The 26,588-nt window shown below is 48.8% G+C and carries 29 protein-coding genes; 19 read left to right on the top strand and 10 right to left on the bottom strand.

The window, feature by feature from the left end; translation table 11 throughout:
• The first annotated feature begins 87 nt into the window (after positions 1–87).
• Together KNP87_RS04215 and KNP87_RS04210 are read left to right on the top strand one after the other, a co-directional pair.
• Entirely contained in the window at positions 88–831 is a 744-nt protein-coding gene (locus KNP87_RS04215) for an ABC transporter ATP-binding protein (RefSeq protein WP_214720932.1), read from the top strand.
• Positions 828–3,296 (top strand): FtsX-like permease family protein, encoded by a 2,469-nt coding sequence (locus KNP87_RS04210; protein WP_214720931.1) that lies wholly within the window; start codon positions 828–830, stop codon positions 3,294–3,296. The genes KNP87_RS04215 and KNP87_RS04210 overlap by 4 nt, the downstream gene beginning before the upstream one ends.
• Before the next feature lie 41 nt (positions 3,297–3,337).
• Here KNP87_RS04210 and KNP87_RS04205 read toward each other — a convergent pair whose 3' ends face one another.
• Positions 3,338–3,502 (bottom strand): hypothetical protein, encoded by a 165-nt coding sequence (locus tag KNP87_RS04205; RefSeq protein ID WP_214720930.1) that lies wholly within the window; start codon positions 3,500–3,502, stop codon positions 3,338–3,340.
• Positions 3,503–3,630: 128 nt separating this feature from the next.
• On the opposite strand from KNP87_RS04205, the gene KNP87_RS04200 reads away from it, so the two are divergent.
• A complete protein-coding gene (locus KNP87_RS04200) occupies positions 3,631–3,951 on the top strand; it encodes a hypothetical protein (RefSeq protein ID WP_119922915.1) in 321 nt (106 codons plus the stop codon).
• Position 3,952: 1 nt separating this feature from the next.
• Here the strand turns inward: KNP87_RS04200 and KNP87_RS04195 are convergent, their stop codons facing one another.
• Positions 3,953–4,300: a hypothetical protein gene (locus KNP87_RS04195; protein ID WP_119922916.1), complete on the bottom strand. Its 348-nt coding sequence runs from the start codon at positions 4,298–4,300 to the stop codon at positions 3,953–3,955.
• Positions 4,301–4,416: 116 nt separating this feature from the next.
• On the opposite strand from KNP87_RS04195, the gene KNP87_RS04190 reads away from it, so the two are divergent.
• The 5 genes from KNP87_RS04190 (at position 4,417) to KNP87_RS04175 (ending at position 7,729) form a co-directional block, all read left to right on the top strand.
• The gene (locus KNP87_RS04190) at positions 4,417–4,719 is read left to right on the top strand and encodes a putative quinol monooxygenase (protein WP_119922917.1); all 303 of its coding nucleotides are present in this window, start codon (positions 4,417–4,419) and stop codon (positions 4,717–4,719) included.
• Positions 4,720–4,780: 61 nt separating this feature from the next.
• The gene (locus KNP87_RS04185) at positions 4,781–5,218 is read left to right on the top strand and encodes a hypothetical protein (RefSeq protein WP_119922918.1); all 438 of its coding nucleotides are present in this window, start codon (positions 4,781–4,783) and stop codon (positions 5,216–5,218) included.
• Between the two features lie 91 nt (positions 5,219–5,309).
• Positions 5,310–5,816: a helix-turn-helix domain-containing protein gene (locus KNP87_RS17455; RefSeq protein WP_483297333.1), complete on the top strand. Its 507-nt coding sequence runs from the start codon at positions 5,310–5,312 to the stop codon at positions 5,814–5,816.
• Positions 5,759–6,655: an IS3 family transposase gene (locus tag KNP87_RS04180; RefSeq protein ID WP_483299335.1), complete on the top strand. Its 897-nt coding sequence runs from the start codon at positions 5,759–5,761 to the stop codon at positions 6,653–6,655. The genes KNP87_RS17455 and KNP87_RS04180 overlap by 58 nt, the downstream gene beginning before the upstream one ends.
• A 111-nt stretch (positions 6,656–6,766) precedes the next feature.
• The gene (locus tag KNP87_RS04175; protein WP_119922920.1) at positions 6,767–7,729 is read left to right on the top strand and encodes a DMT family transporter; all 963 of its coding nucleotides are present in this window, start codon (positions 6,767–6,769) and stop codon (positions 7,727–7,729) included.
• Between the two features lie 40 nt (positions 7,730–7,769).
• Here KNP87_RS04175 and KNP87_RS17255 read toward each other — a convergent pair whose 3' ends face one another.
• The 4 genes from KNP87_RS17255 to KNP87_RS04160 all read right to left on the bottom strand — a co-directional run bounded on the left by KNP87_RS17255 (position 7,770) and on the right by KNP87_RS04160 (position 15,459).
• On the bottom strand, positions 7,770–9,557 hold the full coding sequence (locus KNP87_RS17255; RefSeq protein WP_251135400.1) for an ABC transporter permease: 1,788 nt from the start codon (positions 9,555–9,557) through the stop codon (positions 7,770–7,772).
• A 12-nt stretch (positions 9,558–9,569) separates the two neighbouring features.
• Positions 9,570–11,003: a hypothetical protein gene (locus KNP87_RS17250; RefSeq protein WP_251135399.1), complete on the bottom strand. Its 1,434-nt coding sequence runs from the start codon at positions 11,001–11,003 to the stop codon at positions 9,570–9,572.
• A gap of 17 nt (positions 11,004–11,020) precedes the next feature.
• Positions 11,021–14,782, bottom strand: a complete 3,762-nt coding sequence (locus tag KNP87_RS04165) for an ABC transporter permease (RefSeq protein ID WP_214720929.1) — start codon at positions 14,780–14,782, stop codon at positions 11,021–11,023.
• A gap of 74 nt (positions 14,783–14,856) precedes the next feature.
• Complete coding sequence (locus KNP87_RS04160; RefSeq protein ID WP_119922923.1) at positions 14,857–15,459, bottom strand: hypothetical protein; 603 nt, start codon at positions 15,457–15,459, stop codon at positions 14,857–14,859.
• A gap of 248 nt (positions 15,460–15,707) precedes the next feature.
• On the opposite strand from KNP87_RS04160, the gene KNP87_RS04155 reads away from it, so the two are divergent.
• The 4 genes from KNP87_RS04155 to KNP87_RS04140 all read left to right on the top strand — a co-directional run bounded on the left by KNP87_RS04155 (position 15,708) and on the right by KNP87_RS04140 (position 17,432).
• The gene (locus KNP87_RS04155) at positions 15,708–15,863 is read left to right on the top strand and encodes a hypothetical protein (RefSeq protein ID WP_214720928.1); all 156 of its coding nucleotides are present in this window, start codon (positions 15,708–15,710) and stop codon (positions 15,861–15,863) included.
• Positions 15,864–15,978: 115 nt separating this feature from the next.
• The gene (locus KNP87_RS04150; protein WP_214720927.1) at positions 15,979–16,455 is read left to right on the top strand and encodes a hypothetical protein; all 477 of its coding nucleotides are present in this window, start codon (positions 15,979–15,981) and stop codon (positions 16,453–16,455) included.
• Between the two features lie 14 nt (positions 16,456–16,469).
• Positions 16,470–17,024 (top strand): nucleotidyltransferase family protein, encoded by a 555-nt coding sequence (locus KNP87_RS04145; protein WP_214720926.1) that lies wholly within the window; start codon positions 16,470–16,472, stop codon positions 17,022–17,024.
• Between the two features lie 24 nt (positions 17,025–17,048).
• Positions 17,049–17,432, top strand: coding sequence for a hypothetical protein (locus KNP87_RS04140; protein ID WP_214720925.1), 384 nt, complete (start codon positions 17,049–17,051; stop codon positions 17,430–17,432).
• 197 nt (positions 17,433–17,629) lie between these two features.
• Here KNP87_RS04140 and KNP87_RS04135 read toward each other — a convergent pair whose 3' ends face one another.
• Both KNP87_RS04135 and KNP87_RS04130 read right to left on the bottom strand, forming a co-directional pair.
• Entirely contained in the window at positions 17,630–18,211 is a 582-nt protein-coding gene (locus tag KNP87_RS04135) for a YcxB family protein (RefSeq protein ID WP_028106272.1), read from the bottom strand.
• Positions 18,212–18,350: 139 nt separating this feature from the next.
• Complete coding sequence (locus KNP87_RS04130; protein ID WP_214720924.1) at positions 18,351–18,815, bottom strand: hypothetical protein; 465 nt, start codon at positions 18,813–18,815, stop codon at positions 18,351–18,353.
• Positions 18,816–19,264: 449 nt separating this feature from the next.
• On the opposite strand from KNP87_RS04130, the gene KNP87_RS04125 reads away from it, so the two are divergent.
• The gene (locus KNP87_RS04125; protein WP_026832972.1) at positions 19,265–19,606 is read left to right on the top strand and encodes a PadR family transcriptional regulator; all 342 of its coding nucleotides are present in this window, start codon (positions 19,265–19,267) and stop codon (positions 19,604–19,606) included.
• Complete coding sequence (locus tag KNP87_RS04120; RefSeq protein WP_026832971.1) at positions 19,603–19,941, top strand: DUF1048 domain-containing protein; 339 nt, start codon at positions 19,603–19,605, stop codon at positions 19,939–19,941. The genes KNP87_RS04125 and KNP87_RS04120 overlap by 4 nt, the downstream gene beginning before the upstream one ends.
• A 13-nt stretch (positions 19,942–19,954) precedes the next feature.
• On the opposite strand, the gene KNP87_RS04115 is transcribed toward KNP87_RS04120, so the two are convergent.
• Positions 19,955–20,356 carry a VOC family protein gene (locus KNP87_RS04115; protein ID WP_214720923.1) on the bottom strand — a complete coding sequence of 134 codons (402 nt, stop codon included), beginning with the start codon at positions 20,354–20,356 and terminating at the stop codon, positions 19,955–19,957.
• 321 nt (positions 20,357–20,677) lie between these two features.
• Here KNP87_RS04115 and KNP87_RS04110 point away from each other — a divergent pair, with 321 nt between their 5' ends.
• Positions 20,678–21,181: a hypothetical protein gene (locus tag KNP87_RS04110; RefSeq protein ID WP_214720922.1), complete on the top strand. Its 504-nt coding sequence runs from the start codon at positions 20,678–20,680 to the stop codon at positions 21,179–21,181.
• A 68-nt stretch (positions 21,182–21,249) separates the two neighbouring features.
• Here the strand turns inward: KNP87_RS04110 and KNP87_RS04105 are convergent, their stop codons facing one another.
• Complete coding sequence (locus KNP87_RS04105; protein ID WP_214720921.1) at positions 21,250–22,998, bottom strand: methyl-accepting chemotaxis protein; 1,749 nt, start codon at positions 22,996–22,998, stop codon at positions 21,250–21,252.
• A 236-nt stretch (positions 22,999–23,234) separates the two neighbouring features.
• Between KNP87_RS04105 and KNP87_RS04100 the strand changes: the two genes are divergently transcribed.
• The 4 genes from KNP87_RS04100 (at position 23,235) to KNP87_RS04085 (ending at position 26,575) form a co-directional block, all read left to right on the top strand.
• Entirely contained in the window at positions 23,235–23,684 is a 450-nt protein-coding gene (locus KNP87_RS04100) for a MarR family winged helix-turn-helix transcriptional regulator (RefSeq protein WP_214720920.1), read from the top strand.
• Positions 23,681–24,475, top strand: coding sequence for an SDR family NAD(P)-dependent oxidoreductase (locus tag KNP87_RS04095; RefSeq protein ID WP_214720919.1), 795 nt, complete (start codon positions 23,681–23,683; stop codon positions 24,473–24,475). Before KNP87_RS04100 ends, KNP87_RS04095 begins: the two co-directional genes overlap by 4 nt.
• 24 nt (positions 24,476–24,499) lie before the next feature.
• Complete coding sequence (locus KNP87_RS04090; RefSeq protein WP_214720918.1) at positions 24,500–25,243, top strand: SDR family NAD(P)-dependent oxidoreductase; 744 nt, start codon at positions 24,500–24,502, stop codon at positions 25,241–25,243.
• Positions 25,244–25,396: 153 nt separating this feature from the next.
• The gene (locus tag KNP87_RS04085) at positions 25,397–26,575 is read left to right on the top strand and encodes a hypothetical protein (protein ID WP_214720917.1); all 1,179 of its coding nucleotides are present in this window, start codon (positions 25,397–25,399) and stop codon (positions 26,573–26,575) included.
• Positions 26,576–26,588 lie beyond the last annotated feature (13 nt).

Below are 26,588 nucleotides of genomic sequence, written 5' to 3'. Positions count from 1 at the left end.
TTTGTTTTTGAAAAATATTCCTTTTTACAGCTGGTGTTTTGTGTATAATGAAAAATGGAATTAAATTGTAAAATCAGAGGTGTTGGAATGACCAGCTTACTACAAATTGAACGGTTGACGAAAACATATCAACGGGGAACGGAGACGGTCCATGCACTCGACGATGTCTCGTTTTCGATGCAAGAAGGGGAATTCATTGCCATCATGGGCACAAGCGGTTCCGGTAAAAGCACCTTGTTGAACATTCTCGGAGCACTTGATCAGCCGACAAGCGGTACGTTGCGGTTGCGGGATGAAGCGCAACGAGAAATCTTCACGGAACCGGCGGCAACCTTGTACCGGCAACAAAATATCGGCTTTATTTTTCAATCGTTCCATTTGCTCGACGATTTGACGGTTTCAGAAAATGTGGCACTGCCGTTGATACTTGCCGGTACTGATGCGAAGACAATCCGGCAACGGGTAGACCATCTTCTCGAACCTGTTGGACTTTCACGATGGGCGAAACATCGGCCGACCGAACTGTCGGGCGGTCAACAACAACGGGTGGCAATTGCCAGGGCATTGATTACAGAGCCGCCAATCATTTTGGCGGACGAACCGACCGGGAATCTTGATTTCAGGACGTCGACGGAAATCATGACGCTGCTGAAGGCGCTGAACAAGGAACAACAGACAAGCATCCTGCTCGTCACGCATGATGCGCAGGTCGCGTCTTACGCCGACCGGGTATTGTACTTCCACGACGGACGTATCGTGGCCGATCAGCCGTCGACCGGAGAACTTGGACCCATCATGGAGACGTTCGAGCGCTACGTGAGGTCGGTATGAAGCAGGAGAAACAGCATTTGTTCCGGTTGGCACTGAAATTATACCGGAAAAGTCCGATGATTCTTCTGACCTCAATCGGCAGCGTATTGATTTCGATTTTACTTGTCCTGTCGATGGTCTTGTTCGTTTCGCAAAGCCAGGCTTCGGTTCAAGCCGATATCGAGCGGCTCTACGGCAAGATGGACTTGTCGGTCGGCTATCAAAGTGGACAGACGAATGTCATCGATCAATCCTTTTTGGACCGGTTGACAGGAGATCAACAGACCCGGCAGATTTCACCGATTTTGATTACGAATTTGACGGTCACCGGACAAACGACGGCGGATGTTTATACGATCGGGACAAAAAATGATACGCTCGCCAAAAGCCGCTATCGTTTTAAGCAATCAGTGGGGCGGGGCGAGGTCATTCCGAATGCGGGGTTGGCCAAAGCCTATGATGTCAAAGTAGGACAGACACTCACGATTGCAGGTAACAAGTACAATGTGATTGAAATCCTGCCGGACGCATCAGCGAGCGGAGCAGCACCGGATACGCTAGTGATGTCGTATGCGGATGTCAAAGAATTGAATGCAACCGTCGGGCAAGAAGGTCTTGCAACATATGTATTGATTCAGTTGAAAAAGGACGCGGATGTCGTTGCCTATGCGGATCGACTGACACAAGCCACATCTGGACTACGCGTCGAACTTGCCGAAACCGAAACTTCAAACGTCAACGGTGTCTCGGCCATGCAGGTCTATGTCGGCATCATTGCCGGACTGATTTTAATCGTCTCCGCGTTTATCCTGATGACGAATTTTGATGTCTTTCTCCGCAAACACCGGTATCAGTTCGCCATCATGCGGACGCTTGGGGCGACGACGCGGCAATTGTTCCAAATCTTCATGATCCAGTCGAGTCTGATTGTCTGCGCCGGAGCTCTGATGGCTTTCTTATTAAGCGGATTGTTTTACAGCATCCTGCAGGAGCAGTGGCGGGAACTGTTTGCATTGAAGGGAGCGGTCATTCCGTTTGATGGGCAACTGGCCTTTTTCGTTACAATCGGTAGCAGCCTGTTGATTCTCTTATTGCTGAGTGCTGCTGCTTACCGCAACCGGCGAATTCTGCCGCTCCATGTCATGCGCCAAAATCATGATGGACCTAAAGCGTCGCAGCTCCGGGAACGTTTCGTTAAATTTTTCGTCGCACTCACAGCAGGGGCGCTGTTATATGCGACGATTCTCGCGCAAACAGACAATCACCGAGCCGGTGGGTATCTCGTATCGACCATCAGTTTTCTTCTGATGATGTACAGCGCAACGCCCTTGTTGCTGCAACGGCTGTTGGTCCGAATTGAACCGTTGCTTCAAAAAGTGGCTGGACCGACGACGTTTGTGGCTGTTCGGAGTGTCTTGCCGCAAATACGGAAAAACGCGTTGCTGATGTTGATCGTCCAAATCCTGCTGGTTGTTGTTGTCCTCGGTTCGACCTTCCTTGAAACAATTAAACAAAATGAGCTGACCTATCTGAAGACGCAATATCCGACGGAACTGGTCCTGAAAAGCCGCTTGATTGAAGGGACAAAAGCTGATCCACTTGAACTGACACAGACGATTGAAGAGGAGCTGCCGGAAGCAAAAAGTACGTTCGTTTCTCCGGTAAGTGGACTTGAAATCATAAAATCAGATCACACCATTACTTTAAATTACGCATTGACAGACCTTGAAAAACTTGACGTAATCGGGAAATCCGTTCGCTCTTTGGAAAACGATCAATTCATCGTCTCTAAAGCATTTGCGCAAGCGAATGAATTGGAAGTTGGTGACCGTCTTGAGGTGGGGCGTTTTATCGACGGAGAAACGGGCACCGTCTCGATTGGTCAATTTGAAGTCGGACAGATTGACCCGGACTTACCAACGGACGCCTGGTTCGACTGGCGGTCGTCAATCCGGACTTCTGAAGACCGGCTTGGTGCACTGTATATCGATGCGGCCGACACGAAGCAGACACAGACCGTGTTGCAGGAACTGACGACACGTTATCCGACGCTCCAGTTGAACCGGTATGAGACGTCCGTCAACCTGGCGAATCAGCAACTGCAAGAACGATGGATCGTCTTCATCGTCGCGCTGGCTGTCATGAGTGTATCCGTCTGGTTTGGTCTCGCCAATTCGTTATTAAATTATTTGGCGACGAAACGACGCGAGTATGCGTTACTCCGGACGTTGGTCTTGACCCGGTCATCGCTCCGACGTTTGATTTTGATTCAAATGCTGATTTTCATCGGTAGCGGCATCGGATTCGGACTCGTCACCGGGATTGGCACCACCTTCTTGATCTCACGCGTCGATGGCGGAAACATCGCACTGGACTTAACGAGTATCAACATGACGGTTACCGGACTTGTCGTGTTGGTGTTTGGACTGATCTGGTTCACGACAAGACGGAACCAGGAGAATCTAGTCGAAGAATTGAATCAGTGACGACAAAAACCGTGAACCCGATTCCTGAAAGAGGAATGGATTCACGGCTTTTTTTTATTCTGCGAATTTTTCAGCAAGCGGACGAAAAAGAAGAATGCAACCAGCACAAGTAGAATATTTGTTACGAGCGTCAATCGCGGCAGATCAAGGACGGTGGTGTTCAGGAGATTGACGAGAATCAATCCCGCCAATAACAAGCGAAACATTAAAGGAAAAGTGCGAGAAGACAAATGAAGACCTCCTTTCTCCTCCTGCTTTTCTTCAATAAGCAGGAGGTGTGGAATGAACAGCGAATTCTGTCTAAAGAGAACAAAACGGAAACGGGGCGTTCGAAATGCGAAAGACGGTACTGGCACTACTCTTATTAGGAATGATCGGCGGCATCGGTTGGTTTTTTCTTGAGCAGGAACAGGATGAGACGTTTGAACAAATCGTGCGTGCCCGGGTGACGAAACATGTCGCCGAGCAATATGGCAAAGAGACGATCGTTGCGGTCCGGTCTGCCTATGACAAGACGGCTTCTTCAAAAGAAGCGAGACATCAAGTCGCCGTACAATTGAACACGGACCCTCGCGGTGAGTATCAGGTCTTTCGACTGGCGAAGCAGCAGGTCGTCTTCATTGGACGCACCCGCTCGTTGCCGGAACGGGAATGAATCAGTTTTCCTGTGTTCGTAACCTGATGTAGGAGACAAGCGTCGGGAGAGCCAGCGCCAAAGCGACAGCCGTAGCGAGCAGGAGGGGTACGGTATCGAGCGTAACGTATGTGATGACGGCTGCTACAATCAGTCCGGTTCGAAGGACATTCAATCGAAACGGTGCAGTAGGAACATCCTGATCAGGTACTAGGAATGACATCCGGTACTGGAAGTAGAAGTGGATCAACAATCCGAGTTGGATGATTAGTAAGAAAGTAGAATCGGATTGTTCAAAAAAAATGGCGTAAATCGTCATCATCATGACGAGCAGATACAAACCGGTCGCTAAAAACAGACGTTTCTTCAAAACATATTCTCCTTTTGATTATGTAAGTTATTCTTAGTATACGTACATTCCACCTAAATGTTCCCAGAAATCTTGATTTGAATAATCAGTCATAACGTCATGGAGGGGAAAAGAAGATGTATTATGGATTATGGACGAGGTTCACGACGCAAGTTGGTGAGGAAAAACGATTGATTGAACTACTGTTAGAAGCAGCGGCGTCTCTTGAGTACGTGACGGATTGTCTGCAGTATACTGTTAGTACGACAGGTGAATCGGATACCGTGATGGTTCGGGAAATTTGGACGGACCAAGCGGCGCATGCGGCGTCATTGCAACTGCCGGCGACACGACAGTTGATTGAACAGGCGCGACCGATTCTGTTACATGTCGAACGGGTGCTTGAAGATCAGCCGCACGGGGGAAAAGGACTAAAATAACCTTTCCAAAAAGAAGGAACCTCTATGGTCAGAACACATATTATCGTCATGGGGTGAGAAGATGAACAAACAAGAACGGATCCAAATCATTCAGACCATTCGCAAGCAAACGAGGCCGCTCCGGATTTTATCGGCTGTTTTTACCGGAGGCGCCTTTATGGCGGTTCACTTTTTTGACCAATCCATTTGGTCGATCCTTATGCTTCTCTGCGCATTAATAATTTCCGGTGGGATTTTAAGGCGTGAAAGTCACAGGATGAGCCGGCTGTCGGACTCGATACGTGCCAAACGGTTGATTCGACTCCGATCTACCATGAGTTTTGGTATCATCGCCCTTCTACTGATTCTGATTGTTATTTCTGAACTGCTGGGGAAAACTGACTTGTCACTGCTTTATGTGGCAGGGTTCATGCTGCTGGGGATTGTCATTGAAACCGTCCTGGAGCGCTGGATCCGTCGAGCCGATCCGGAACAGCCGTTAAGCAACGAATACCGGTAATGAAATTCCTATGTTGCAAAAAAGTATCCGCGATAGTGAACTGCCCCATAAAAGTTGGACATGAAAATCCAACTTTTATGGGGTGTTTTTTATGGTCAAATATACGAAGGCGTTTAAAATCCAGGTCGCTGAACGTTATCTGACGGGACGAGACGGATACCAAGGTGTGGCGAAAGAATTCGGGATAGCGCGTCAACTGATCCGTGACTGGTCGCGTCTCTATGAAAGTTGGGGGGAGACGATCTTCGATCCTTCCTATACAACCCACTCGCCGACATTTAAACTGGAGGTATTAAATGACATGGCGACCAACGGGCTGTCCCGCATAGAGGCGGCTATAAAATACCGAATCTCCTCCCCAGGGATGATCTCGAACTGGCAATCAACGTATGAACGGGAAGGGGTCGAGGGTCTGGTCGCCAGACCGAAAGGACGTGCCCCGATGGCGAGACGCAAAAAGAATCCTGAAGAGATGACAGAGGTTGAGAAGCTCAAAGAGCGAATCGAGTACCTCGAGATGGAGAACGCTGCGTTAAAAAAATTGAGAGCCTTGGTTCAAGAAGAGAACGCGCGACGAACCGGATCAAGGCGCAAGTGATCGACGAGTTGCGGGCGATCTATCCCGTCCCGGGACTCCTCCGCGTGCTCGGTATGGCGCGAAGCGTCTACTACTACTGGCGGACGCGCCTGACGGGCGAAGACAAGTATGCGGAGGTGAAGGCAGCCATCCATACCCTCTTCCACGAACACGAGGGGCGATGTGGCTATCGTCGCATCCACGCACTCCTCGAACGCCAGGGCTTCCGGCACGATCCGAAGACCATACGCCGTCTCATGAACGAGCTCGGGCTTAAGTGCCTCGTCCGCATGAAGCGATACCGCTCCTATAAAGGGCGAGTCGGGAAGGTCGCGCCTAACCTTCTCCAACGGGACTTCAAGGCCTCCGGCCTGAAGCAGAAATGGGTGACCGACGTCACTGAGTTTCACCTCTTCGGGGAGAAGCTCTACCTCTCGCCGATGATGGACTTGGGAAACCGTGAGATCATTGCCTATACCATGTCGGGCCGTCCCACATACCAATTCGTCGGCGAAATGTTGGACCAGGCAATCAGAAGGCTCGATGGAGAAGCCCAACCAATCCTCCATTCCGACCAAGGTTGGCATTATCAATACCGAGCGTTCATCGATACGCTCCACGAGCACGGCATCACGCAAAGTATGTCCCGTAAGGGAAACTGTCTCGACAACGCAGCCATCGAAAGCTTCTTCGCCGTGCTCAAGTCAGAGCTCCTATATCTCAAGGAGTTCGATGACATGGACCACTTCAAATGTGAGCTCAAGCGTTATATCGAGTACTATAACCATCGTCGTATTAAGAGACGACTAAAAAACCTGAGCCCGGTGGAATACCGGACTCAGGTCCTCAAGGTCGCCTGACGAATTATTTATTGTCTAACTTTTTTGGTTCAGTTCAAAATCCGGATGCTTTTTCTTGTGTTCAACTGACGACATAAGCAGGCAAATCGCTTTCCCGTCCGTCTCTGACATATGATAAGAACGACTCGTACAAAAGGAGGGCTTCTTATTCTGGCCATTATCATTGGATTAATCATCGGGATCCTCGTTCCCGTTCAAACGAGTGTTAACACACGGTTGCGTGGAATCGTCGGCTCACCATTCCTCGCGTCCTTGCTGTCCTTCAGCATCGGGACGGTTTTTTTGATCGTGCTGACAATGTTCGTCGAACGCAATTTCAGTCTGAATCCGGGCGTTTGGTCGGAACCTGGCTGGATTTGGATCGGCGGCGTGCTTGGTGTCATCTTTTTAACCGGAAACATTCTGCTCTTCCCTCGAATCGGCGGTGTCCAGACGGTGATCATGCCGATTTTTGGACAGGTGCTGATGGGGCTTCTGATTGACAACTTCGGTTGGTTTTCTACAAATTCCACACCGCTTTCGTCCACAAGACTAATTGGTGCGGGATTTGTTTTACTTGGTGTCGTCGGAACGGTTGCGCTCGGCGATTGGCTCGCGAAACGCCGGCATCCGGAACAGGTAAAGCCGGTCGATTCGACCATTTACGGTTGGCGCGTTCTCGGTGTCGTCATGGGAATGATGAGTGCCGCCCAAGCCGCGATTAACGGACATCTTGGTGTGGTGCTCGATTCCGCCATTAAAGCAGCGTTGATTTCCTTTATCGTCGGCACGTTGACATTATTACTTGTGAACGTGATCGTCCGGACGAAGTGGCAGTTCAACCGTTCACTTCCGACTCCGTGGTGGATTTGGATTGGCGGGTTGATCGGGGCCTTGTTCATCGCCGGGAATGCTGTGATTGTCCCGCTCGTCGGAACAGGCGTTGCTGTCGTCATCGTGACAATCGGCCTTCTGACCGGCAGCCTTTTAATTGACCGTTTCGGATGGTTTGGCGCAGCGAAAACGCCGGTCACGGGTGTTCAACTGTTCAGTCTTGGTCTGATGATTGTCGGCATCGTACTGATCCGGCTCTAATCAAACATGCTCCCTTCCACTGACGGAAGGGAGCATTTTTTTAGTTCAGTTCAATTTTGACAGCCCGTGATCTCGGGATGACGTCACCAGCAGCAATCAGGACAAACCGAGTCTGATCTTCCGGTACCTGATACACGAGATCAACATGAGACCGTTGATCCAGCGCAAAGTCCGTCCCGTTTTTCCATGCCTTTTTATTCCGATTGACGTAATCGATCGGCTCGTATTTCGTGTTTCCATCATACATCGGGAAACGGTTCGGATAATAATAGGCTGATTCGCCCTCCGCACCACTCTCATCTTCAAGATAAACAGGAACGGTAATATACCGGAAACCTACTTTTTCCTCAAGCTTCAACGAGGACGGCGGTTCCTTCAACAGGGGACCGACCCAGAAATATGAGTCTTTTAAGGCCGGATCGCCCGGGAACGTCGGGACACTTCCTTTCGCCATCAGTTTTTTGATGGCGGCGGAATCGGAAGCTTTTGAAGCTTTCGGCTCATCACGCTTGACTCCCGTCAAACCGTCCTTAATTTTACTGCCGGTTGTCGTAATGACTGGTGTTTCAGCCGTTTTGGTCGCAACCGGTTGTGGCTCGGTTTCATTTGTCGCAAACAGGAACAAGGAAGCGACGCCGGCGACAAGCGCTCCGCCAATCGTTCCAAGTGCAAGCCGGAAGCGACGCTCCGTCGTCTTGGAATTAACGGCGACACTGCCGATGGCGGCATTCGGTGTGATCCGGACGGCACGCTGGGCCGGTAACAAAGCCCCGATGACACCGGTCGCAACCGGAATCAGTAACGTCAGACTCAGGAATCCGAGTTCAGCCGTCGGGAATTGATGGTACATTTTTAAAATCAGGAACACGGCCATCAGGAGTCCTGCAATCCCGGCAATCAAACCGGTCAACAGACCTTCCATTAACACAAGTTGACGGATCATCCGGTCCTGCCAACCGGTCGCTTTCAGAACGGCCAACTGGGATTTCCGTTCATTGACGTTTTGCCACATGATTTCCGTTGTCGTCAGGATGGCGATCAATAAGGCGACGGCCATCGCGACATAATGCATCGTGCCGACTTCAAGCGCCACGAACTCGCCGAGCCAGGAGGCGTACAGCACCCCTTTTAAGCGGAACGTCACGAACAGGAAAAAGATGAACAGACTGGTCGGCAGGGCAATCGCGACGACTGACAGCAACGTCCGTTGCCAGTACGTGAACAACTGATTGAGACTCATCCCGAAAATCGATTGCGAACGGACGAACCGGCGTCCTTTTGAGATTTCTCCGGACCGCATGCTGTCATACGGCTGAATCCGGCGGATCAGAGCCATCGGAACGAGCGTGCCGCCCCAGTAGATGAACAAACCGGCAAGACCGATCAATAAAATTCGACCGAGGGCAATCGGGTGATCCGTCGTCAGCCAAAACGTCCCGAGAATCGACCAGGCAATCAGGGCGACGAGGGTCCCGAGAAGCGTGGCCTCGAGGAACCACATTTTCGACAACTGACGGGGACGCCAGCCAAGCGACAGTAAAATCGCAAACTCTTTTTTGCGGGCGTAGAGCAAAATGATGTTCGAACTGAAGACGTAAACGAGGGCGACCGCGATGACACTGGCGATGACGCCGCTCATCCCGACCTTCGCTTCCTGGAAGATGCTGATCGATGAGCCGAGTTTGATCCACGGTTGCTGCACCCAACCGAGTGCCGCCTGTTTCTCAAGTCCCGGCAGATAGGTCAAGGCCGGTTGCGGGGATGAACCGAGCGTGACGTCCGTGATCAGACCGGTCTTGTCCTCGATTTCTTGAGCGACCGCCTGCAATTTCGCCTCGCTCTATTCATTCATCGCATCGACACCTTTAACGTTGACACGGATGACGGAAATCGCTTTTTTACCGCGAATTTGAAACGCTGCCTCAAGCGTCGTCAGCATCGACGGCGGTTTCGTCAAAAAGTCATAGGAATCATTGGACGGTTTGACGTCACGGACCGGATTGACCGGTTGTTCCTTGGCGTTCATGACCCACTGGGCTTTCGCCGGGAAATAGGTCTCCATCGGCAATTCCGTTAACGGATCTTTTGAGACATTCAATTTTTTCGGGTTGAAGACGCCGATGTAATCGAGCCGTAGTCGTGGCCAGTCATCACTGGATGTTCCGAATTCCCGCGCTTCCCGATACATCGTCCGTTTGAAGAGTAACGAATCCGGATTGACCTTCTTCGGTTCCACCTGATACGTAAACGGCCAACGGGAGGCATACGGACTTTTGATCGGCTGATAGGTAATCGGCGACGGTTTCAACGCCATCCAGTCGGACCGGGTGACGTCCGTCACGACCGGCGCATGGCTGAGAATATCCTGCACTAACTGTTTTTGGATTTGCTGCGTCGTGATGGTATACTTTTTTGCTTTGTCGGACGTCACCGGGAGCGTCTCCAGATACTTTTTGCCGCCGCGTTCTGAGACATCCATAATCGTCTCGTTCAACGAATCGTTAATCAGCGGCAGATCGAGTTTTTCATACGTATAAATCCGGGACGCATCAACATACTCGCGTTCGTTCAACAGCACCGGAATGGCGACGGTTCCGACTTCATCGACGACACTCGGACGGTCGTCTTTTGTGAAATAGCGGCTGTACGTGTCGGCAAACGTCGCCTCATCAAGACCGATCAGCTTGGCTTCCGCTTCCGGATCAATTCCGGCAAGCATCGTACTGCTGCCGAATTCATAGAGCGGTTGTTTGCCGAGCGGCATCGGGGAGACACCGGCATTTGTCGCGTCACCGGATGGTTCCCAGCCGGCTGCAAGGTACGTGGCAGAAGAGTATTTCTCGACCTTCAAGCCCGTATCTTGCTGGTCGGTGATGGTCAGTTTGTAGATTCCTTCCTCTTCAAACGTATGCGTGCCGATATTTGAGCCGGTCGAACTGTTGCCAATCATCGCGATCGGTGCCGCGACTTCGATATCGGCCATCTCTTGAATCGTTTGATATTGTTGCATCGTGATGCCGCCGTCGAGCCCGCTCATATAGTTCGGCTCGAGCAACTTTAAATCTTCCGTGACACTGCGGCTGCCGGGAGGACGGACGACAATGTCATACGATGACTTCCAACGCTTTTGCAGTTCGTCGACGACGGTGCCGTTGCTCGCTTGCGTCGTCCCGATCAGATAACTGAGTCCGGTACTGACGATCAAGACGCCGACAAGGAGCAGGATGAACCGCTCCTTGTTGCGCCACCAGGAATTCCAGATGAATTTCAGCATCAAAAGCCTCCTTCAGATCAATTTGATGTTTTATCCTTGCTTGCTTTCACCTCAATCTTGATAGCGACGGACTTCGCGAACGCTTCGTCCTTGGCGAACAGGACATACGTGTTGTCCTGCTTCGGCACTTGGAAGACGAGGTCAACGCGGGACGCACGGGGAGAGAAGTACTGGTAACCGGATTTCCAGACGTCCGGATTGTGATTAACATAATCGACGGACTCATAGACGGTGCCGTCAGCGTCGGTCAGCGTATAGCGGTTCGGGCGGTAAGTGCCGTATCCTTCGCCTTCAGGTGCTGTATAGTTGCGTAAGATAACCGGTACGGTGACATACTGTTCATCCTGCAACGCCGGCAGTTTCAACTCTTTCGGCGGTTCAGGCAACAAAGCACCGGCCCGGAAAATCGCTTTCTTCAGCTCCGGATCGCCTGGGAACGTACGGACCATCGCCTGATTCATGATTTCTTGAATGGCACCGGAATCCTGTTTGGCGGTTTTTAGTGTTTGCTTCGGTTTGGAATCAGCACCGGGAGCGGCATCCAAATCGATTTTGACGGTGACCGTTCTCGGGAATGCATCATCCGATGCATACAGGACCAATACTTTTTCGTCTTCCGGTACTTGATAGACGAGATCAACACGTGATTTTTCGGGCGCAAAATACTGATAACTGAACTTCCAGGCTTTCTCATTACGATTGACATAATCAACCGGCAAGTACTCTTTCCCGTCAGGAGCGGTCATCGCATAGGTGCTTGGCCGATAAATGGACATGGCACCTTTTAATGGGGAATCCTGATTATCCTGCATGATCGCTGGAACCGTCACAAAACGGTAGCCGGGTTTTTCTTTTAAATCCAATTCTTTTGGTGTCTCGATGAGCGGAGCGACATAAAAGAACTGATTGCTGATCTGTTCTCCGCCCGGAGTCGTCTGCACCATGCCTTTTTTCATCAGTTTCTTGATTTTTTTGTCAGTTTCTGACTGCGAAACAGCCGCTGTTTTCTTCGACTCATTTTGTTTTAAATCAGCGATTTTCGCACCTGTCGTTTGAACGGTAGACGGCTTCGCCTGCGTCTGTTTTGGTGTTTGCGTGATATCTTCGTTTGCAGCAAACAAGAACAGGCTCGTAACACCGGCGACCAAGGCGACGCCGATCGAACCGAGTGCCAGTTTAAAGCGGCGTTCCGTCGCCTGGGTATTGACGGCGACACTGCCGATCGCCGCATTCGGCGTAATCCGGACGGCCCGTTGTGCTGGTAACAGGGCACCGAGGACGCCGGTCACGACCGGGATGAACAGCATCACGCTGAGGAACAAGAGCTCATTGACCGGGAACTGATTGTAGACATATCCGATCATCGTGAGCGCAATCAGGAGACCAATCAGACCGGCGAACAAACCGGTTAACATGCCTTCCGTCAAGACAAGGAGCCGGATCCAACCGTCGCGCCAACCGGTTGCTTTTAGGACGGCGAGTTGCGGTTTCCGCTCATTGACGTTTTGCCACATGATTTCCGTCGTCGTCAGGATGGCAATCAAGAGGGCGACCGCCATCGCGACGTAGTGCATCGTCCCGACTTCAAGCGCGACGTATTCACCGAGCCACGTCGCATACAAGACGCCTTTCAGTCGGAACGTCACGAAGAGGAAGAAGATGAACAGACTGGTCGGCAGGGCGATCGCAACAATCGACAGCAAAGTCCGCTGCCAGTACGTGAACAGCTGATTGAGACTCATCCCGAAAATCGATTGCGAGCGAACGAGCCGACGGCCTTTGGAGACTTCGCCGGAGCGCATACTTTCAAACGGCTGGATACGACGAATCAAGGTCATCGGGACAAGCGTTCCGCCCCAGTAAATCAACAGACCGGCGAGACCAATCAGCAAAATCCGACCAAGCGCAATCGGATGATCCGTCGTCAGCCAGAATGACCCGAGAATCGTCCAGGAAATCAGGGCGACGAAGGTACCGAGTAGCGTCGCTTCAAAAAACAGCAGCTTTGACAACTGACGCGGACGCCAGCCGAGCGACAGTAAAATCGCAAACTCTTTTTTGCGGGCATACAGCAAAATGATGTTCGAGCTGAAAACATAAACGAGGGCAACCGCAATCACACTCGCAATGACGCCGCTCATGCCGACTTTCGCCTCTTGGAAAATCGCCATCGAGGAACCGAGCTTGATCCACGGCTGCTGAATCCAACCTAAAGCGGATTCATTTTTTAAACCGGGCAGGTAAGTCAGGGCGAGTTGCGGGGAGGATCCGAGTGTCACATCGGTAATCAGTCCCGTCTTGTCTTCAATCTCTTGCGCGACAGCCTGCAATTTTTTTTCGCTTGTTTCATTCATGGCTTCGACCCCTTTGACGTTGACCCGGATGGCCGAAATGGCTTTATCACCACGGAGCTTGAACGCCGCATCCAGTGTCGTCAGCATCGACGGTGGTTTCGTCAGGAAGTCATACGGATCATTTGTCGGCTTAACGTCGCGGACCGGATTAACGGGGCGTTCGTTTTTGTCCATGACCCATTGGGCTTTCGCCGGGAAGTACGTTTCCATCGGAAGCTCGGTTAACGGATCCTTTGAAATGTTCAGCTTTTGTGGATCAAAGACACCGATGAAATTCAACTTCATTTTAGGTACAGACTTTAAATTAATCGATGTATCTCCAAACGACCGAGCTTTTCGATACATCGTCCGTTTTGCCAACAGGACATCTTTCGGCACTTCCTGTGGTGTAACCTGATACGCAAACGGCCAACGGGTAGCATAGGGACTGGTCAGTGTCTGGTATTCAACCGCGGACGGTTTTAAATACATCCAATCGAAGCTTCCGGTTGGTTTAGACGGGACGGTTCCTTTTAAAATATCGTTGACGAGCTCTTTCGAGGTTTCACTCGTCGTGATCTTGTACACCTTAGCGGGTTGCACCGGAAGTGTCTTCAGATACGATGCACCACCTTTTTTCATGATGGCATTAACTGTCTCGGTCATCGAATCATTAACCAAAGGAATGTCTACTTTTTCGTAACGATATTTACGGTAGGCATCGACGTACTCGTGACTATTTAAAATCAACGGAATATTCCATACATCGTCTCCGTTATCTGTCGCGATGTCGTCTTTTGTGAAATAACGGCTGTGTGTCGCTTTTTTTGTTGCTTGGTCAAGACCGACGAGTTTTGCTTCTGCTTCCGGATCAATTCCGGCAAGCATGGTGGCACTGCCGAACTCCATCAGCGGTTGTTTTCCTAATGCTTGCGGTGAAATATCCCGGTTCAAGCCATCCCCCTCGGAAGGAGACCATCCGGCACCTAAGAAGGAAGAACTGGACTGTTGTTCTTTCTGTAAACCGGTATCCTGAACGTCTTGAATGGTGATTTTATAGAAGCCTTGTTCTTTGAAATCGAATGTCCCAATCTGGGCATCCGCATAATAATTTCCGATCATCGCAATCGGTGCGGCGACTTCAACGTCGGAAATTTTTTGAATCGTTTTATACTGTTGCATCGTGATGCCGCCGTCGAGACCGCTCATATAGTTCGGCTCAAGCAACTTTAAGTCTTCCGTCACACTGCGGCTGTCCGGCGGACGAACGACGATATCATAGGAGGAACCCCAGCGTTTCTGCAGTTCATCGACGACGGTGCCGTTGCTCGCCTGTGTCGTCCCGATCAGATAACTGAGTCCGGTACTGACGATGAGGACACCGACGAGGAGCAGGATGAACCGCTCCTTGTTGCGCCACCAGGAATTCCAAATAAAAGAGATCATTTCAATCACACTCCTTTGGCATGCATGTAAGTAAAAACACACCTGACGCCATGGAAGCATCAAGCGTGTTGAAGTTAATCGACTTCGATTTTAACGGTATGTGTTTTAGCGAATGCATCACTTGAGGCAAACAGAACAAAGGTTTTTTTGTTAATCGGTACTTGATAGACGACATCCACTTGTGAACGGTACGGGGCAAAATACTGATGGGTATTTTTCCATGCTTTTTCGTTCCGGTTGACGTAATCGACGGATTCGTATTCTTTTCCGGTTTCGTCTTGCAGTGTAAAGCGGTTGGGTTTATACACGCTGTACCCACCATCGTGATGAGAAGTATCTTCCATGATAAAAGGAACCGTGATAAACCGATGTCCGTCCTTTGCCACTAAATTCAATGACTTGGGTGGAGCGCTTAACAAGCGGTCGACACGGAACGTCGATTTCGCGAGATTAGGATCTCCTGGGTAGGTTTGGACAAGACCTTGTTTCATCAGTTTGGCAATCGAGAGTGTTTTCGGTGTGATCGTTTGACTGACGCCCGCTTGTTTCTTTTCGCTTGCAACCGAGGGAATGTTATCTTTAAAGACATCTGTCGTTGAAGCAACCAATCCGAAAGTACCGACGACGAGACATGATGCAGTGATCAATGAAAGCTTTTTCTTGGCAGACCATTTCATGTGACACGCTCCTTTAAAAAAGTTTGGTAATAATTATCAGAATAGTTAAACAAAATATACTGTTAATTGTTCCCAAATGCAATGATTTCGTAATAATTCTTCAGAATACGATGATCTTATTTCCCTTTTTTCTGGAACTATTGCATCGAATCAACGTATGTTAAATTGTAAGATTTTAACCTGCGAAAAGGAAAAATGAATAACTGTGAGAAAACAAATAAGCAATGACTGTCAAAGGAGGAGAAATCATGATTTTTATCGGAATTTTTGCAGTGGTTGGATTAGGGGTTTGGATTGCGTCTGCGCGTTTAGGATACCGTGACCGCACACATGACGATCGGGCGTATAATTCAAACGATCATGAAATGGACATCCATCATCGGAACGACCCACCTTCTTGGTGAATCGAAGCTTTGCAAGGGGGGAGGATGGTCTGTGATCGTCGATTCCCTTTTTCATAAAAGAGATCAGTTCCTCCTAAAAAATGTATAGTAAAATATGAGGGGGGGGGGAAGATTCATGAAAACGAAACAAGAACGCACCCGCTTTATTCAGGAAGCAAAACGCCGACTGATGAAACAACGGTTGCTGAGTGCCTTATTGTACGGGATAAGTATCGTATTGGTCGTCGCCAACCGAGGTGCCTACTGGCCGTTTGCCGTGCTCGTCGTTGCCTTGGTACTGATTGCCCGGCTCCACTCACAAGAAGTGAACCGGGATATGGCACTGACGGAACATCGGAACATGAAGCGGATCATTCAAGTTCAATACGTGATTGATTATTGTTTCATCGTATTGGTCGGTCTTTTCCTGCCGGTCGTCTTGAATCTCGGTCTGCCGTTTTTCACCAGCATCGGCATTTATCTTGTACTCGCCGTCGCACTCTTGATGACCGATTCGATCCTTGAACGTCGCGGAAAGAAACTGGACCCCGAGCATCCGACGAAAAAAGAGTTGCGGACCTATCCGAAGACGTGGAAAAAGCTGAAGACTTAAATGGGGGCATATCAATGCAAGGAACAAACGAAATTTACAATTCATTATCCGAAAATGAAACACTGCGTGAACAATTAATGCTCGTCGACCGGCTCGGACTGCCGGACGCCTGGATTTGCGCCGGCTATATCCGGTCATTGATCTGGGGAGTGACTTTGACGGAGGAACAGGACATCGATGTCGTATATTACGACACGGTAGATAAATCGGAAGAAACGGAAAAACAGTATGAAGAACAATTGAAGTCGTGGAAGCCGTTGCCATGGTCGGTCAAAAATCAGGCCCGGATGCATCTGAAAAACGAGTTGCCGCCGTATCAATCGACCTGTGACGCAATCGCGCATTTTCCGGAGACGGTGACGGCGATTGCGGCGAAGTTAACAGACGGACAATTTCAGTTGTACCTGGCATATGGCGCATCAGATTTATATACCCGGACGATTCGTCCAACCCCGTTGTTTTCAAAAGGATTACCGCGCCACGCCATCTTTCAACAACGGGTGACCGATAAAGGCTGGGACAAACGGTCTGATTTACGGATCGCCTGTCAGTTTGAAGCGAACAGCTGAGATCTATCGAACAGGAGGGGGAAGATGAATTTTCGAAAGATGCTGCTTGTCAGTCTTGGCGCGCTGATCGTATTTTACATATTCAGAGAACCTGATCCACCGCCAGACTACCAAAAGAAATTCAACGAATCGATCGAGACCGTGCTGAAACTTGAGAACGAAGAACTTATTCGTCAGAACGAGGCACCCATCGAGCGGAAAGAGACCGGTATCAAGGTGAGTGACGATGGGGACTGGATTGAATTATATTATGATGTGCCGGGCACAGCGACGGACCAGAAACCGCCGCAGCATAGTATATATCAACAGCAGGGGGACCGATACGTCCGGATTGAAGACCCGAAGACCGTGTACCGGAAACTCGACAAGGCAAAAACGACTTATCTAGTGAATTTAGGAATCAAGTGAAAAAACGTCTATTAACCGTTCGGTACCAATGTAGCATCTCACCTCCACAAGAGGCATACAGGCGCCATTCTTTAACAGGTATACGTTTGAGACAGCGGGAAAAAGTTATCAAACCTCATGAATCTAAACGACCCCCACCTTTAAGTACAGCAAAGGTAGGGGTCGTTTAGATTAAGAATTGAACTAGAAACAGACGGTTATTTTTTTTCTTGTCCAAAGTCATGGTTCAAGTGTTGTTTTATCAAATCACGAAGCAGCATGTGTTCTGTTTCAGTCCATGAAGAGTAAGTTTTCGGTAAAATAAGTGCTTCGTTATTTTCAAAGTATAGGAAGAGGCGGTCATCATCTTCACTGACCGCTTTAAACTCTTCCCATGCGATGTCCGTGTTTTTAACGATACCGTTATACGTGGAATTTGATTGAATGCCCGTTTCATGAAGGTGTAACGTTACATTTCGCGGCCATCGCTTATCGTTTTTAAGTGAAGATCTCACTTGCCGGAGTGTAACGAATTCATAATACTTTACTAAAGTCGATTTCAATAAGAGAACTGGAACAAAAGACAAGCAGATGATGATGAGTTGGCGTACATTTTCCGAAAAAAACCCAAGAAAAAGTGGTTCGAGAATAGTGAAAATGATAAGGCTGAGTAGCAACACCATCAGAGCCAACGCTATGAAAGCAACATTAGATCTTGCTTGATGATGGCGTGTCCTGTTTAAAGCATCCTTTTGTAGTGCCATAAAGTCTTCAAAAGTCATTTGATAGTTTAAATTCATTGCCTGATTCCTCTTTTCAGAATAAATTACTTTTTTTGATTGGAAAATCCCTTCATCGTATCAATTCGAATCTTTTTATACTATTGAGATCTTGCAAATTGATGGAATTCAACTGTTCGCTCAGAAAGAGTTTTGATTGTTAATTCGGCTCATATCGGAAGTTAGGGAGTTCAGCATCGACTCTTGAATACAGTGTCTCCATCGAAAATCGACTCGGGTGACGTACGTTGTCTGAATAAAGGCTCTCAATCTTTTTGTCTATATATGCGTTTTCTACTTCAAGATAGTCGATGACAAGGGTTTTAAATTCTTCCGCAGCGGGTTCATCGTGTTGTAGAATGGTCATCTCTTCTAAGTGCTTGGTATTATCTGCTTTCATCACGCGTAACTCTTCATTCGCATCTGACACAGCGATTGAATCTGTAGGGACACTAGACAGCATAAGCATCTTTATTTGATGGTCATGTCCAAGCGAAAGGATTGAAGTTGCATCAAAATGAATCACCGATCTATCGTCACTTATTTTGGTTGAAGTCATGGTCGTGCACCCGTTTAAAACGATTGTTCCCGTGAAGAGTAAAACGAACAAGAGTAACTTTTTCAAAAACACTCCTCCTTTCAATAATGTTGTTGTATTTTAAAGTGTAAAATATGAGAGATCATCTGTAGTCTAAAGAGAGAATGGCCGTAATAGATGTTCTTTATTTTTAATTTTGAAAATCAAACGAACCATATTTTCCCTATTGGTCTTAGGTTAACAGTATTTAAGATGACTTTACATGAATAAGTCTGGGAAAAATGCGATAACTGGGTTCGAACATTTCCCGCACAAAACCTTGAATCTTACAAATTCCTTCGATGGTTATACAAAAAACAACGCATGTCGACTACGAGCATGCGTTGTTTTTTTCTTGTTTTTAACTACTTGCGAATACATCCATCACCATGATCGTTTGCAGTCAATACATTCAACCCCTCATTGACACGTTCACTAGTTAGTTATACTATATACTTGTAGGTAGTAATACAGAGTACTGGAGTGGAGGGAATGCCGTGGAAGACATCACAGAAATGTTAAAAGGTGTGCTCGAAGGATGTGTGCTCGAAATCATCAGCCGGGAAGAGACGTATGGGTATGAAATCACAAGGCAGTTACGTGAGTTGGGCTTTACGGATGTAGTGGAAGGGACGGTCTACACGATCACGATGCGGCTTGAAAAAAATCAACTCGTCGATACCGTCAAAAAACCATCGACACAAGGACCACCACGGAAGTTTTATACCTTGAATGCTGCCGGTCAAGCGCGGCTTGCTTCATTTTGGGAGCGTTGGAGCTTCGTTTCCAGCAAGCTGACAGAACTGAAAATGAGTCAACCGAAAGGAGAACCCGTATGAGTATCGTTGAAAAGATCATGGGTAACTTAGAGGACAAAAGGCACTACCGAGAAATGGAGCGTCGCGCGAAACATTTACCTGCTGACTATTTCCATGCCTATCGTGCGATTCAAAAATATTTGGCAATCGCCGGAGGACCGGTGGATTGGCCGTCGACCCGTCGGATTTTCGAGGGATTACTCGATTTGTTTGAGATGGGGGCAGCAGAAGGGAAAACCGTCACAGACATCACGGGACCGGATGTCGCGGCGTTCTGTGACGATCTCATCAAGGATGAGCCCTCTTGGAATGATCAATATCGCATCAAATTAAATGAATCGATTAACCGGAAGTAACAGGGAAAATACTTCAGCCGTTGATCGTCCAAGTATCCCGCAACTCGATGATCGTTCCTTCCGGCGCTTTTAACTTACTGAGGTGACCGTCGACGACGAAGTAGATGTTACCGCCGTGTTTCGGCAAAAACGGCATGCCGAGTTGTTCGAGCCGGGCGACTTCTGCCTGCAGATCGTCGACGTATAGTGCGAAATGGACGGGACCCGCTGTATGTTTCGTATAAGGCGTCAAGGTCTCGTCGACTTTGTTCGTCTGGAGTTCGATGTAAAAATCACCGAGCTTCAACCAACTGTTAAAAGCGCGGGTGTGGAAATCAGGGGATTCTTGGACCAGTTCGAATCCCAGTTGCTCATAAAACGTTTTCGACGCGATGTAGTCAGTTGTCTGGATACAGAGGTGGTGGATTTGTTTCATCGTCAATCATCCTTTCAGGTGGTGCGGTTCGTATGCAGCCGCTAGCAATATCAAATCAATTTTTAGTGTAAACAAGCGTCCGTCTCCTGTCGAGGAAACGGACGCTTTACATTCCAGTCAACAGAATAACGTCCATCGGAGTAGAAATAACGATATCCTCATTGTAAAATAATAGAAATGGCATACTAGTGTTATGAACGGCATCAGACACGGTTCGAACAAGTGAAGCGAATGAACCGAGGGGGAGGGTCCAGAATGAAAAAAGGTCTACTCACGACTGTAGCTGTAGTCTTAAGTTTTTTAACTTTCTACTATATAAACATGACAAAGCCTCCTGAACTGGTGCACCGTCAACTGAATGAGATCGCTGATTTCTCGAATCCTCAACTTCTTGCAGGTGCCGCGGACAATGTATTCATAGGTGAAGTCATAACGGAAGTGAGCAGCAGACGTCCTGACGGATTTCCTGAAACACAGTATGCGGTTCAAGTGAAGAAAAACTTGAAGGGAATGCTAAACGGTGATATTACAGTCAATCAACCGGGCGGATTCGAAAAAAATCCAACCGGTCATCGCATTCTGGTTCTGTACAACGAAGACGCCCTGTTAAAAAAAGGTCAAACGTACCTGTTTGCGACGCGGTACTTAAAATCGGAAAAGTGGCATACTGCCTTTTCGACACACGGGACCGTCGAACTTAAAAATAAGTTCGAAACCAATCTCTCTATCCAACAGATGACCCGGGCATTACAATCCCCGATTGTGCCGGATGCGCTTAAAAATAATCGAACGATACAATCCTCGACTGAATCCGTGAAAAAGTAGGCTCATTCTATATTTACGATTCCACCGAAAACAAACGTCCGTCTCCTCGTAAGGAAACGGACGTTTTTTCATGACGTCAGATCGAATTTCTCCGTCTGATTCGTTAAATAGGTCGATGTTTCATTTAACGTTTCGACGAGGACATGAAGTCCGGTGATTGTCGCAATCATCTGCTCGGACGCCGCCGCCACTTCTTCGTTGCCGGCCGTATGTTCTTCGGCGACAGCGGCAATTTCCGTCAGGGCATTTCGAATCCGGGCTTCCGTTCTGGCAACGTCAAGCATTTGTTGACGCATTCCGGCAGCGGACGCCGCGACTGTTCCGACTTGTTCCGCGATTTGAGTGAACGAGCCGTCCGTCGCTTGTATTTCTTGTTGACCGGAGACCGTCTCCTGTAACGTCTCTGCGAACCGGACTTCCATTTGCGTCGAATTCCCGGTGATATTCTGGACGATTGCAGCAATCTGATTGACACTGCTCGCGACATGGGTCGATAACTGTTTGACCTCGGTTGCGACGACAGCAAATCCTTTGCCTTGTTCGCCGGCACGCGCCGCTTCGATGGCCGCATTGAGTGCGAGTAAGTTCGTCTGTGCCGCGATATCACGGATGATCGTGACCAGTCCTTGGATGTCGGTGGATTGTTGTTTCAGCTGGCGGACCTGCTCCGTCGCTTCGACGACGTGCGTATGAATCGTGTTCATCCGGATGACGGACTGTTTCATCTGCGTTTGTCCGTCGCGCGTCGCCACACGCATCGTCTCAACCGTCTGTTCGATTTGCTGACTGTCATCGGTCGTCTTTTGAACGAGCGAAGAGAAGCCGGTCATCTCATCGGTCAAGGCGAGTGTCGTGTGCGTCTGACTTTCCGTACCGGTCGCGATTTCCGACATCGTCTCGGCAATCTGCGTTGAACCGTCGAGGACTTCCGTCGTCCCGGCATCAATCGCCTGACTCGTGTCCGTGACGAGAGCCGTCGTCCGTTTGATGTCGACGATCATCAGGCGGAGTGTTTCGTTCATCTGCTGAATCGAACGGGCGAGCGTGTAGATTTCATCTTTTGCCGGAATCTTCAGTTGTTGCATCGTCTGATCGGCTTGCGAAAGTTTTCCGTCGGCAATCATTCGCGCAACGGATTGAAGCGTTTCGAGCGGTTTCAGTTTTCGACCGAGTATGTAATACAGTGATCCGAGTGTCAACAGTAAGAGTAAGACGAGTAAACCGAGAAACAGCGGCAACGTCTGTTTTAACAGCGTCGTCGTCAAGGTCTCGACGTCTTTTGCCGCAATATCGACCCCTAAAATCCCGATGATATCACCCGTCGTACTTTTTAACGGGACATAGACACTGATGTACTGACCGAACTTCGGATCATCGATGACATCGGTCGAGTGCGTTTTCCCTTCTAAGACCTCTTTCATATCGGACGCGACAGCCCCTGTTGCCGGATCATTGATCTTAGCGGCGTCAGCAACCGGAAGCCCGTCAATCAACAACTTGACTTGATTGTCGTCGATTGTAGCGGTGTACGCGTACAAGAGACCGTTTTGCTGTCGCAGTTGATCCAGTGATTCGCGTAATTGATCGTACGTCGCATCATTGGTTGGATTCGTTAAGAATTTCTGATAGGCTTCGGAATCGACGTTTCTGGCGATTCGTAAAGCATCCTGTTCCGCCGTTTTTTTGAGCGTCGACAGAGCGGTTTGTTTGGTCGTGAGATAAAGGGAAAGACTGCTGAAAACAAAGAAAAGAATGAGGATCAAGCTGATGATGAGAAGTAGACGTGTTCTGATGGAATGAGTCCGTGTCGTGTCCATATAAGCCTCCTGATGATAGTTTACGTGTTGCTTATCTAAGTTATCGGTTAGATTTTGAATAAGTTATAGCAAACGTAGTAAAAAAAAGTTAAGGGGTAGAATAAATATCGCCGCATAAAATAAACACGCAAAAAATGTTTACAGTTAAATAGTTTAGTGTTAAATTATTCAATGCGATAAAGAAACGAATAGATTTTTACTTATAAGATAAACGATCAAGAAAGGATGTCGAACCAATGGAGCAAGATCAACTCTTTAAAATGATTCATACAGTGGAAGCCGTGACAAATGAAGCCATCATCGATTGGAATACTCGTTTTCCCTACAATGTCGGAATTTCGCCGATTCTGACGTTAGGTGAGCTGAAACGGAAAGGTCCTCAAAATCAGATGAAGTTAGCAGAAACACTTGGTTTTACAGGAGGCGCGATGACGAACATCGCTAAAAAACTGATTCAACTCGAACTGGTCGAACGGGTCTATAACGAACAGGACCGCCGGCAAGTTTTGCTCCAAATCACGGAGCAGGGAGAGCAAGTCTTACGTGAAGCCCAATCAATTGGAAAACAACAGTACCTCGAACTGTATGACGTGTTAGATGAAGACGAGATTCGTCAATACTTAGCAATCAATGAAAAACTCTTGACCCACATTCGGGCGAAACGAGAGAACGGAGTGAAACGATGAGTCGAGTAGCGGGGAAAGTGGCGTTGGTAACAGGTGGTACGTCAGGGATTGGCTTATCGGCCGCGACTTTGCTCGCCGAAGCAGGAGCAGCCGTCGTCGTAGCAGATTATAACGTCGATGGAGCGGAAGAAGTGGCGGCTAAGTTACGGAAGCAAGGACGACAAGCTTCTGCCGTCTTCTTGGACGCGTCTGAAGCAGAATCGATTCAATCCGCCATCGATTTTACCGTCGAGACGTACGCCAGACTCACCGTATTGTTTAATAACGTCGGCCTGACAAATCTTCAGAAAGACTTAGATGTCGTCGCAATGGACTTGGCAGAATGGGACCGTTTGATGAACGTGAATGTCAAAAGTGTTTTGCTTGGGGCAAGATATGCCATTCCACATATGAAGGAAGCAGGTGGCGGATCGATCATCAATACAGCTTCGATGTCGGCTTTTGCGGGTGACAGCATCCGTTCTGCCTATGGGACATCAAAAGCTGCCGTCGTCCAGTTGACGAAGTATATCGCGACACAGTACGGGAAGGATTTAATCCGCTGTAATGCGATTGCTCCCGGTTTGATTTTGACACCGGCGGCAAAAGCCAACATGAGTCCAAGTCTGCTGGCGACCTTCGAAAAATACAATGCCCTTCCGTATCACGGCGAAGCCGATGACATCGGACACGCCGTCGTTTACCTCGCGTCAGACGAATCAAAATTCATGACCGGACAAACCCTTCAGATTGAAGGCGGACATTATATCGGCAATCCGACCAGTCCCGATTTTTTAGCGATGCAACCTTAACATCTAGAAACGGAGTGAATGAAGATGAATCGATTAGCAGAAAAAATCATGTTAATTACCGGTGCCGGGAGTGGCATGGGAGAAGCCACTGCACTGATGGCGGCGCGTGAAGGCGCCATCGTCGTCGCGACAGATATCAATGAAGAGGCCGTCCGTGCTGTCGCCAAACAGATCTTGCTTGAAGGCGGTCAAGCGTATGCCTTACAACATGACGTCTCTTCCCGTGAAAGTTGGCAAGACGTCATCGACATGATCAAGCGGGAGTTTAATCGACTGGATGTGTTGGTCAACAATGCCGGCGTTGCACTCAGTACCCCGTTTTTAGAGCAGGATGAAACCGACTGGTCCCGGATTTTCAACATCAACGTCAACAGTGTTCTGCTCGGGATGCAACAAGCGATTCGGTTGATGCAAGAAACAGGTGGTTCGATCGTCAACATTGCCTCGATTTCTGCGATCAGTGGAATGGCGGGAGCCGGCGGGTATACGGCGTCTAAAGGCGCGATCGATGCGGTCACGCGGGCGGCGGCTGTCGATTACGGCAAGGACAACATCCGGGTCAATGCCGTTTATCCAGGTTACATCGAGACGAAGATGAGTGCGCCGTCGATGACAGCATATAAAGACTATTTTGAACAGGTGATTCCGCTTGGTCACGTCGGGCAAGCCGAAGAAGTTGCGCATGCCGTCGTGTTCCTTGCGACGGATGAAGCGAGCCATATCTCCGGGATTGGTCTTCCGGTCGACGGTGGCGTCACAGCCAGATAATTGAAACGACACGAAGGCACTGTCCATCCGACAGTGTCTTTTTTTGTGAAACAATAGGTCAATTGGTAATGGAAATCTGATTCAAAAGAATTTTTTTACAAAAAAAGCGGTACAATGGAAGGTGGAAATGACAAACGAAATGAGTGGATAAACATGCTCCAACCATGGAAAAAACGAATGCTCTACGGATCGGCAGGCCTGGCCGTTTTTGTCAGTGCAGGTGCTTTATATCTCGGATTGCGTCCGGAGGAACCAAAAGCCGTTTCCTATCCGGTCATTTCGAAGGATCTCACGACGATGACGTTTACACCAAAAGATGGTCAGGTCATCCTGCTGTACGGAAGCGATATTAATCGTTTTAAGGAAACACAGGATGATCCGCAGGAACCGGGATTGATGACGACACTGTCAAAAACGGGTAAAGAGCTGAAGAGGGAAGCGATTGCTGACCCGGATTTCTATTGGATGAGGCTGTCACAAAAAGGAACCGACCCGCGGCACATCTATGCGCATCACCCGGAAGGCATCGAAGCAGATCACTTTTTTACGTACGATTTAAAACGGGGCACGTTTACAAAACATCAGGTGCCGAATACAGCGATAACATCCGTTGCCCATTACGGGAAAGATGTCTGGCTGGAATCAAATGCCTCGAAGCCGAAGGAAAAAATTCAGTTAATCAACGTCCGGACAGACAAACGGTATCCGATTGAAGACCGGCTGATGCCGGTCTTCGATTCACCGATCCTTGAACTGGATCAGACGATTGCTTATGCCAACAACGGTTCCGAGGTTGATAAAGAAGGAGCGGCCGGAATGGTCCTGCTCGACCAGACGACCGGAAAATCACGCGTCATTCGAAAAGCGGACGAACCGTATGCCTATACGGCGTTATACGGCGCGAAAGATACCGCGTATTTTGCGACGACCGACGGCGTGATGATCAAGCTGAAGACGGACGGAACGATGCAGCAAAAGTCATTTTCAGTATTGGATGATGTCAGCTACTGGTCGACGGAACCGATGCGGATGATCAACAACCAGACGGGTTATCAAATCATCGGCACCGGTGAAAATGATACCGATCAACGGCTCGTCCAGTGGACGTTCGGACAAGCGTTCCGAGTTGAAACGGTCCGACCGGATTTTTGGAAGCAGGGCAAGTACTACCGTTACCTGTACCGGAATCCGTATAAGAAGACGTCGTATTTCACTGAAAGTAAAACATCACTTTCCGGAAAAGGGCGATTGATCGTCACGGATGATAACTTAAAAACGTTACGGACGATACCGGTCAGTGGAGCAAATGGCGTGGACTTCGTGATGGATTAACAGTAAAAGGAGG

The sequence above is a fragment of the Exiguobacterium sp. s192 genome (assembly GCF_018618795.1).
Taxonomy (GTDB): domain Bacteria; phylum Bacillota; class Bacilli; order Exiguobacteriales; family Exiguobacteriaceae; genus Exiguobacterium_A; species Exiguobacterium_A undae.
This window is presented reverse-complemented; position numbering and strand designations above follow the sequence as displayed.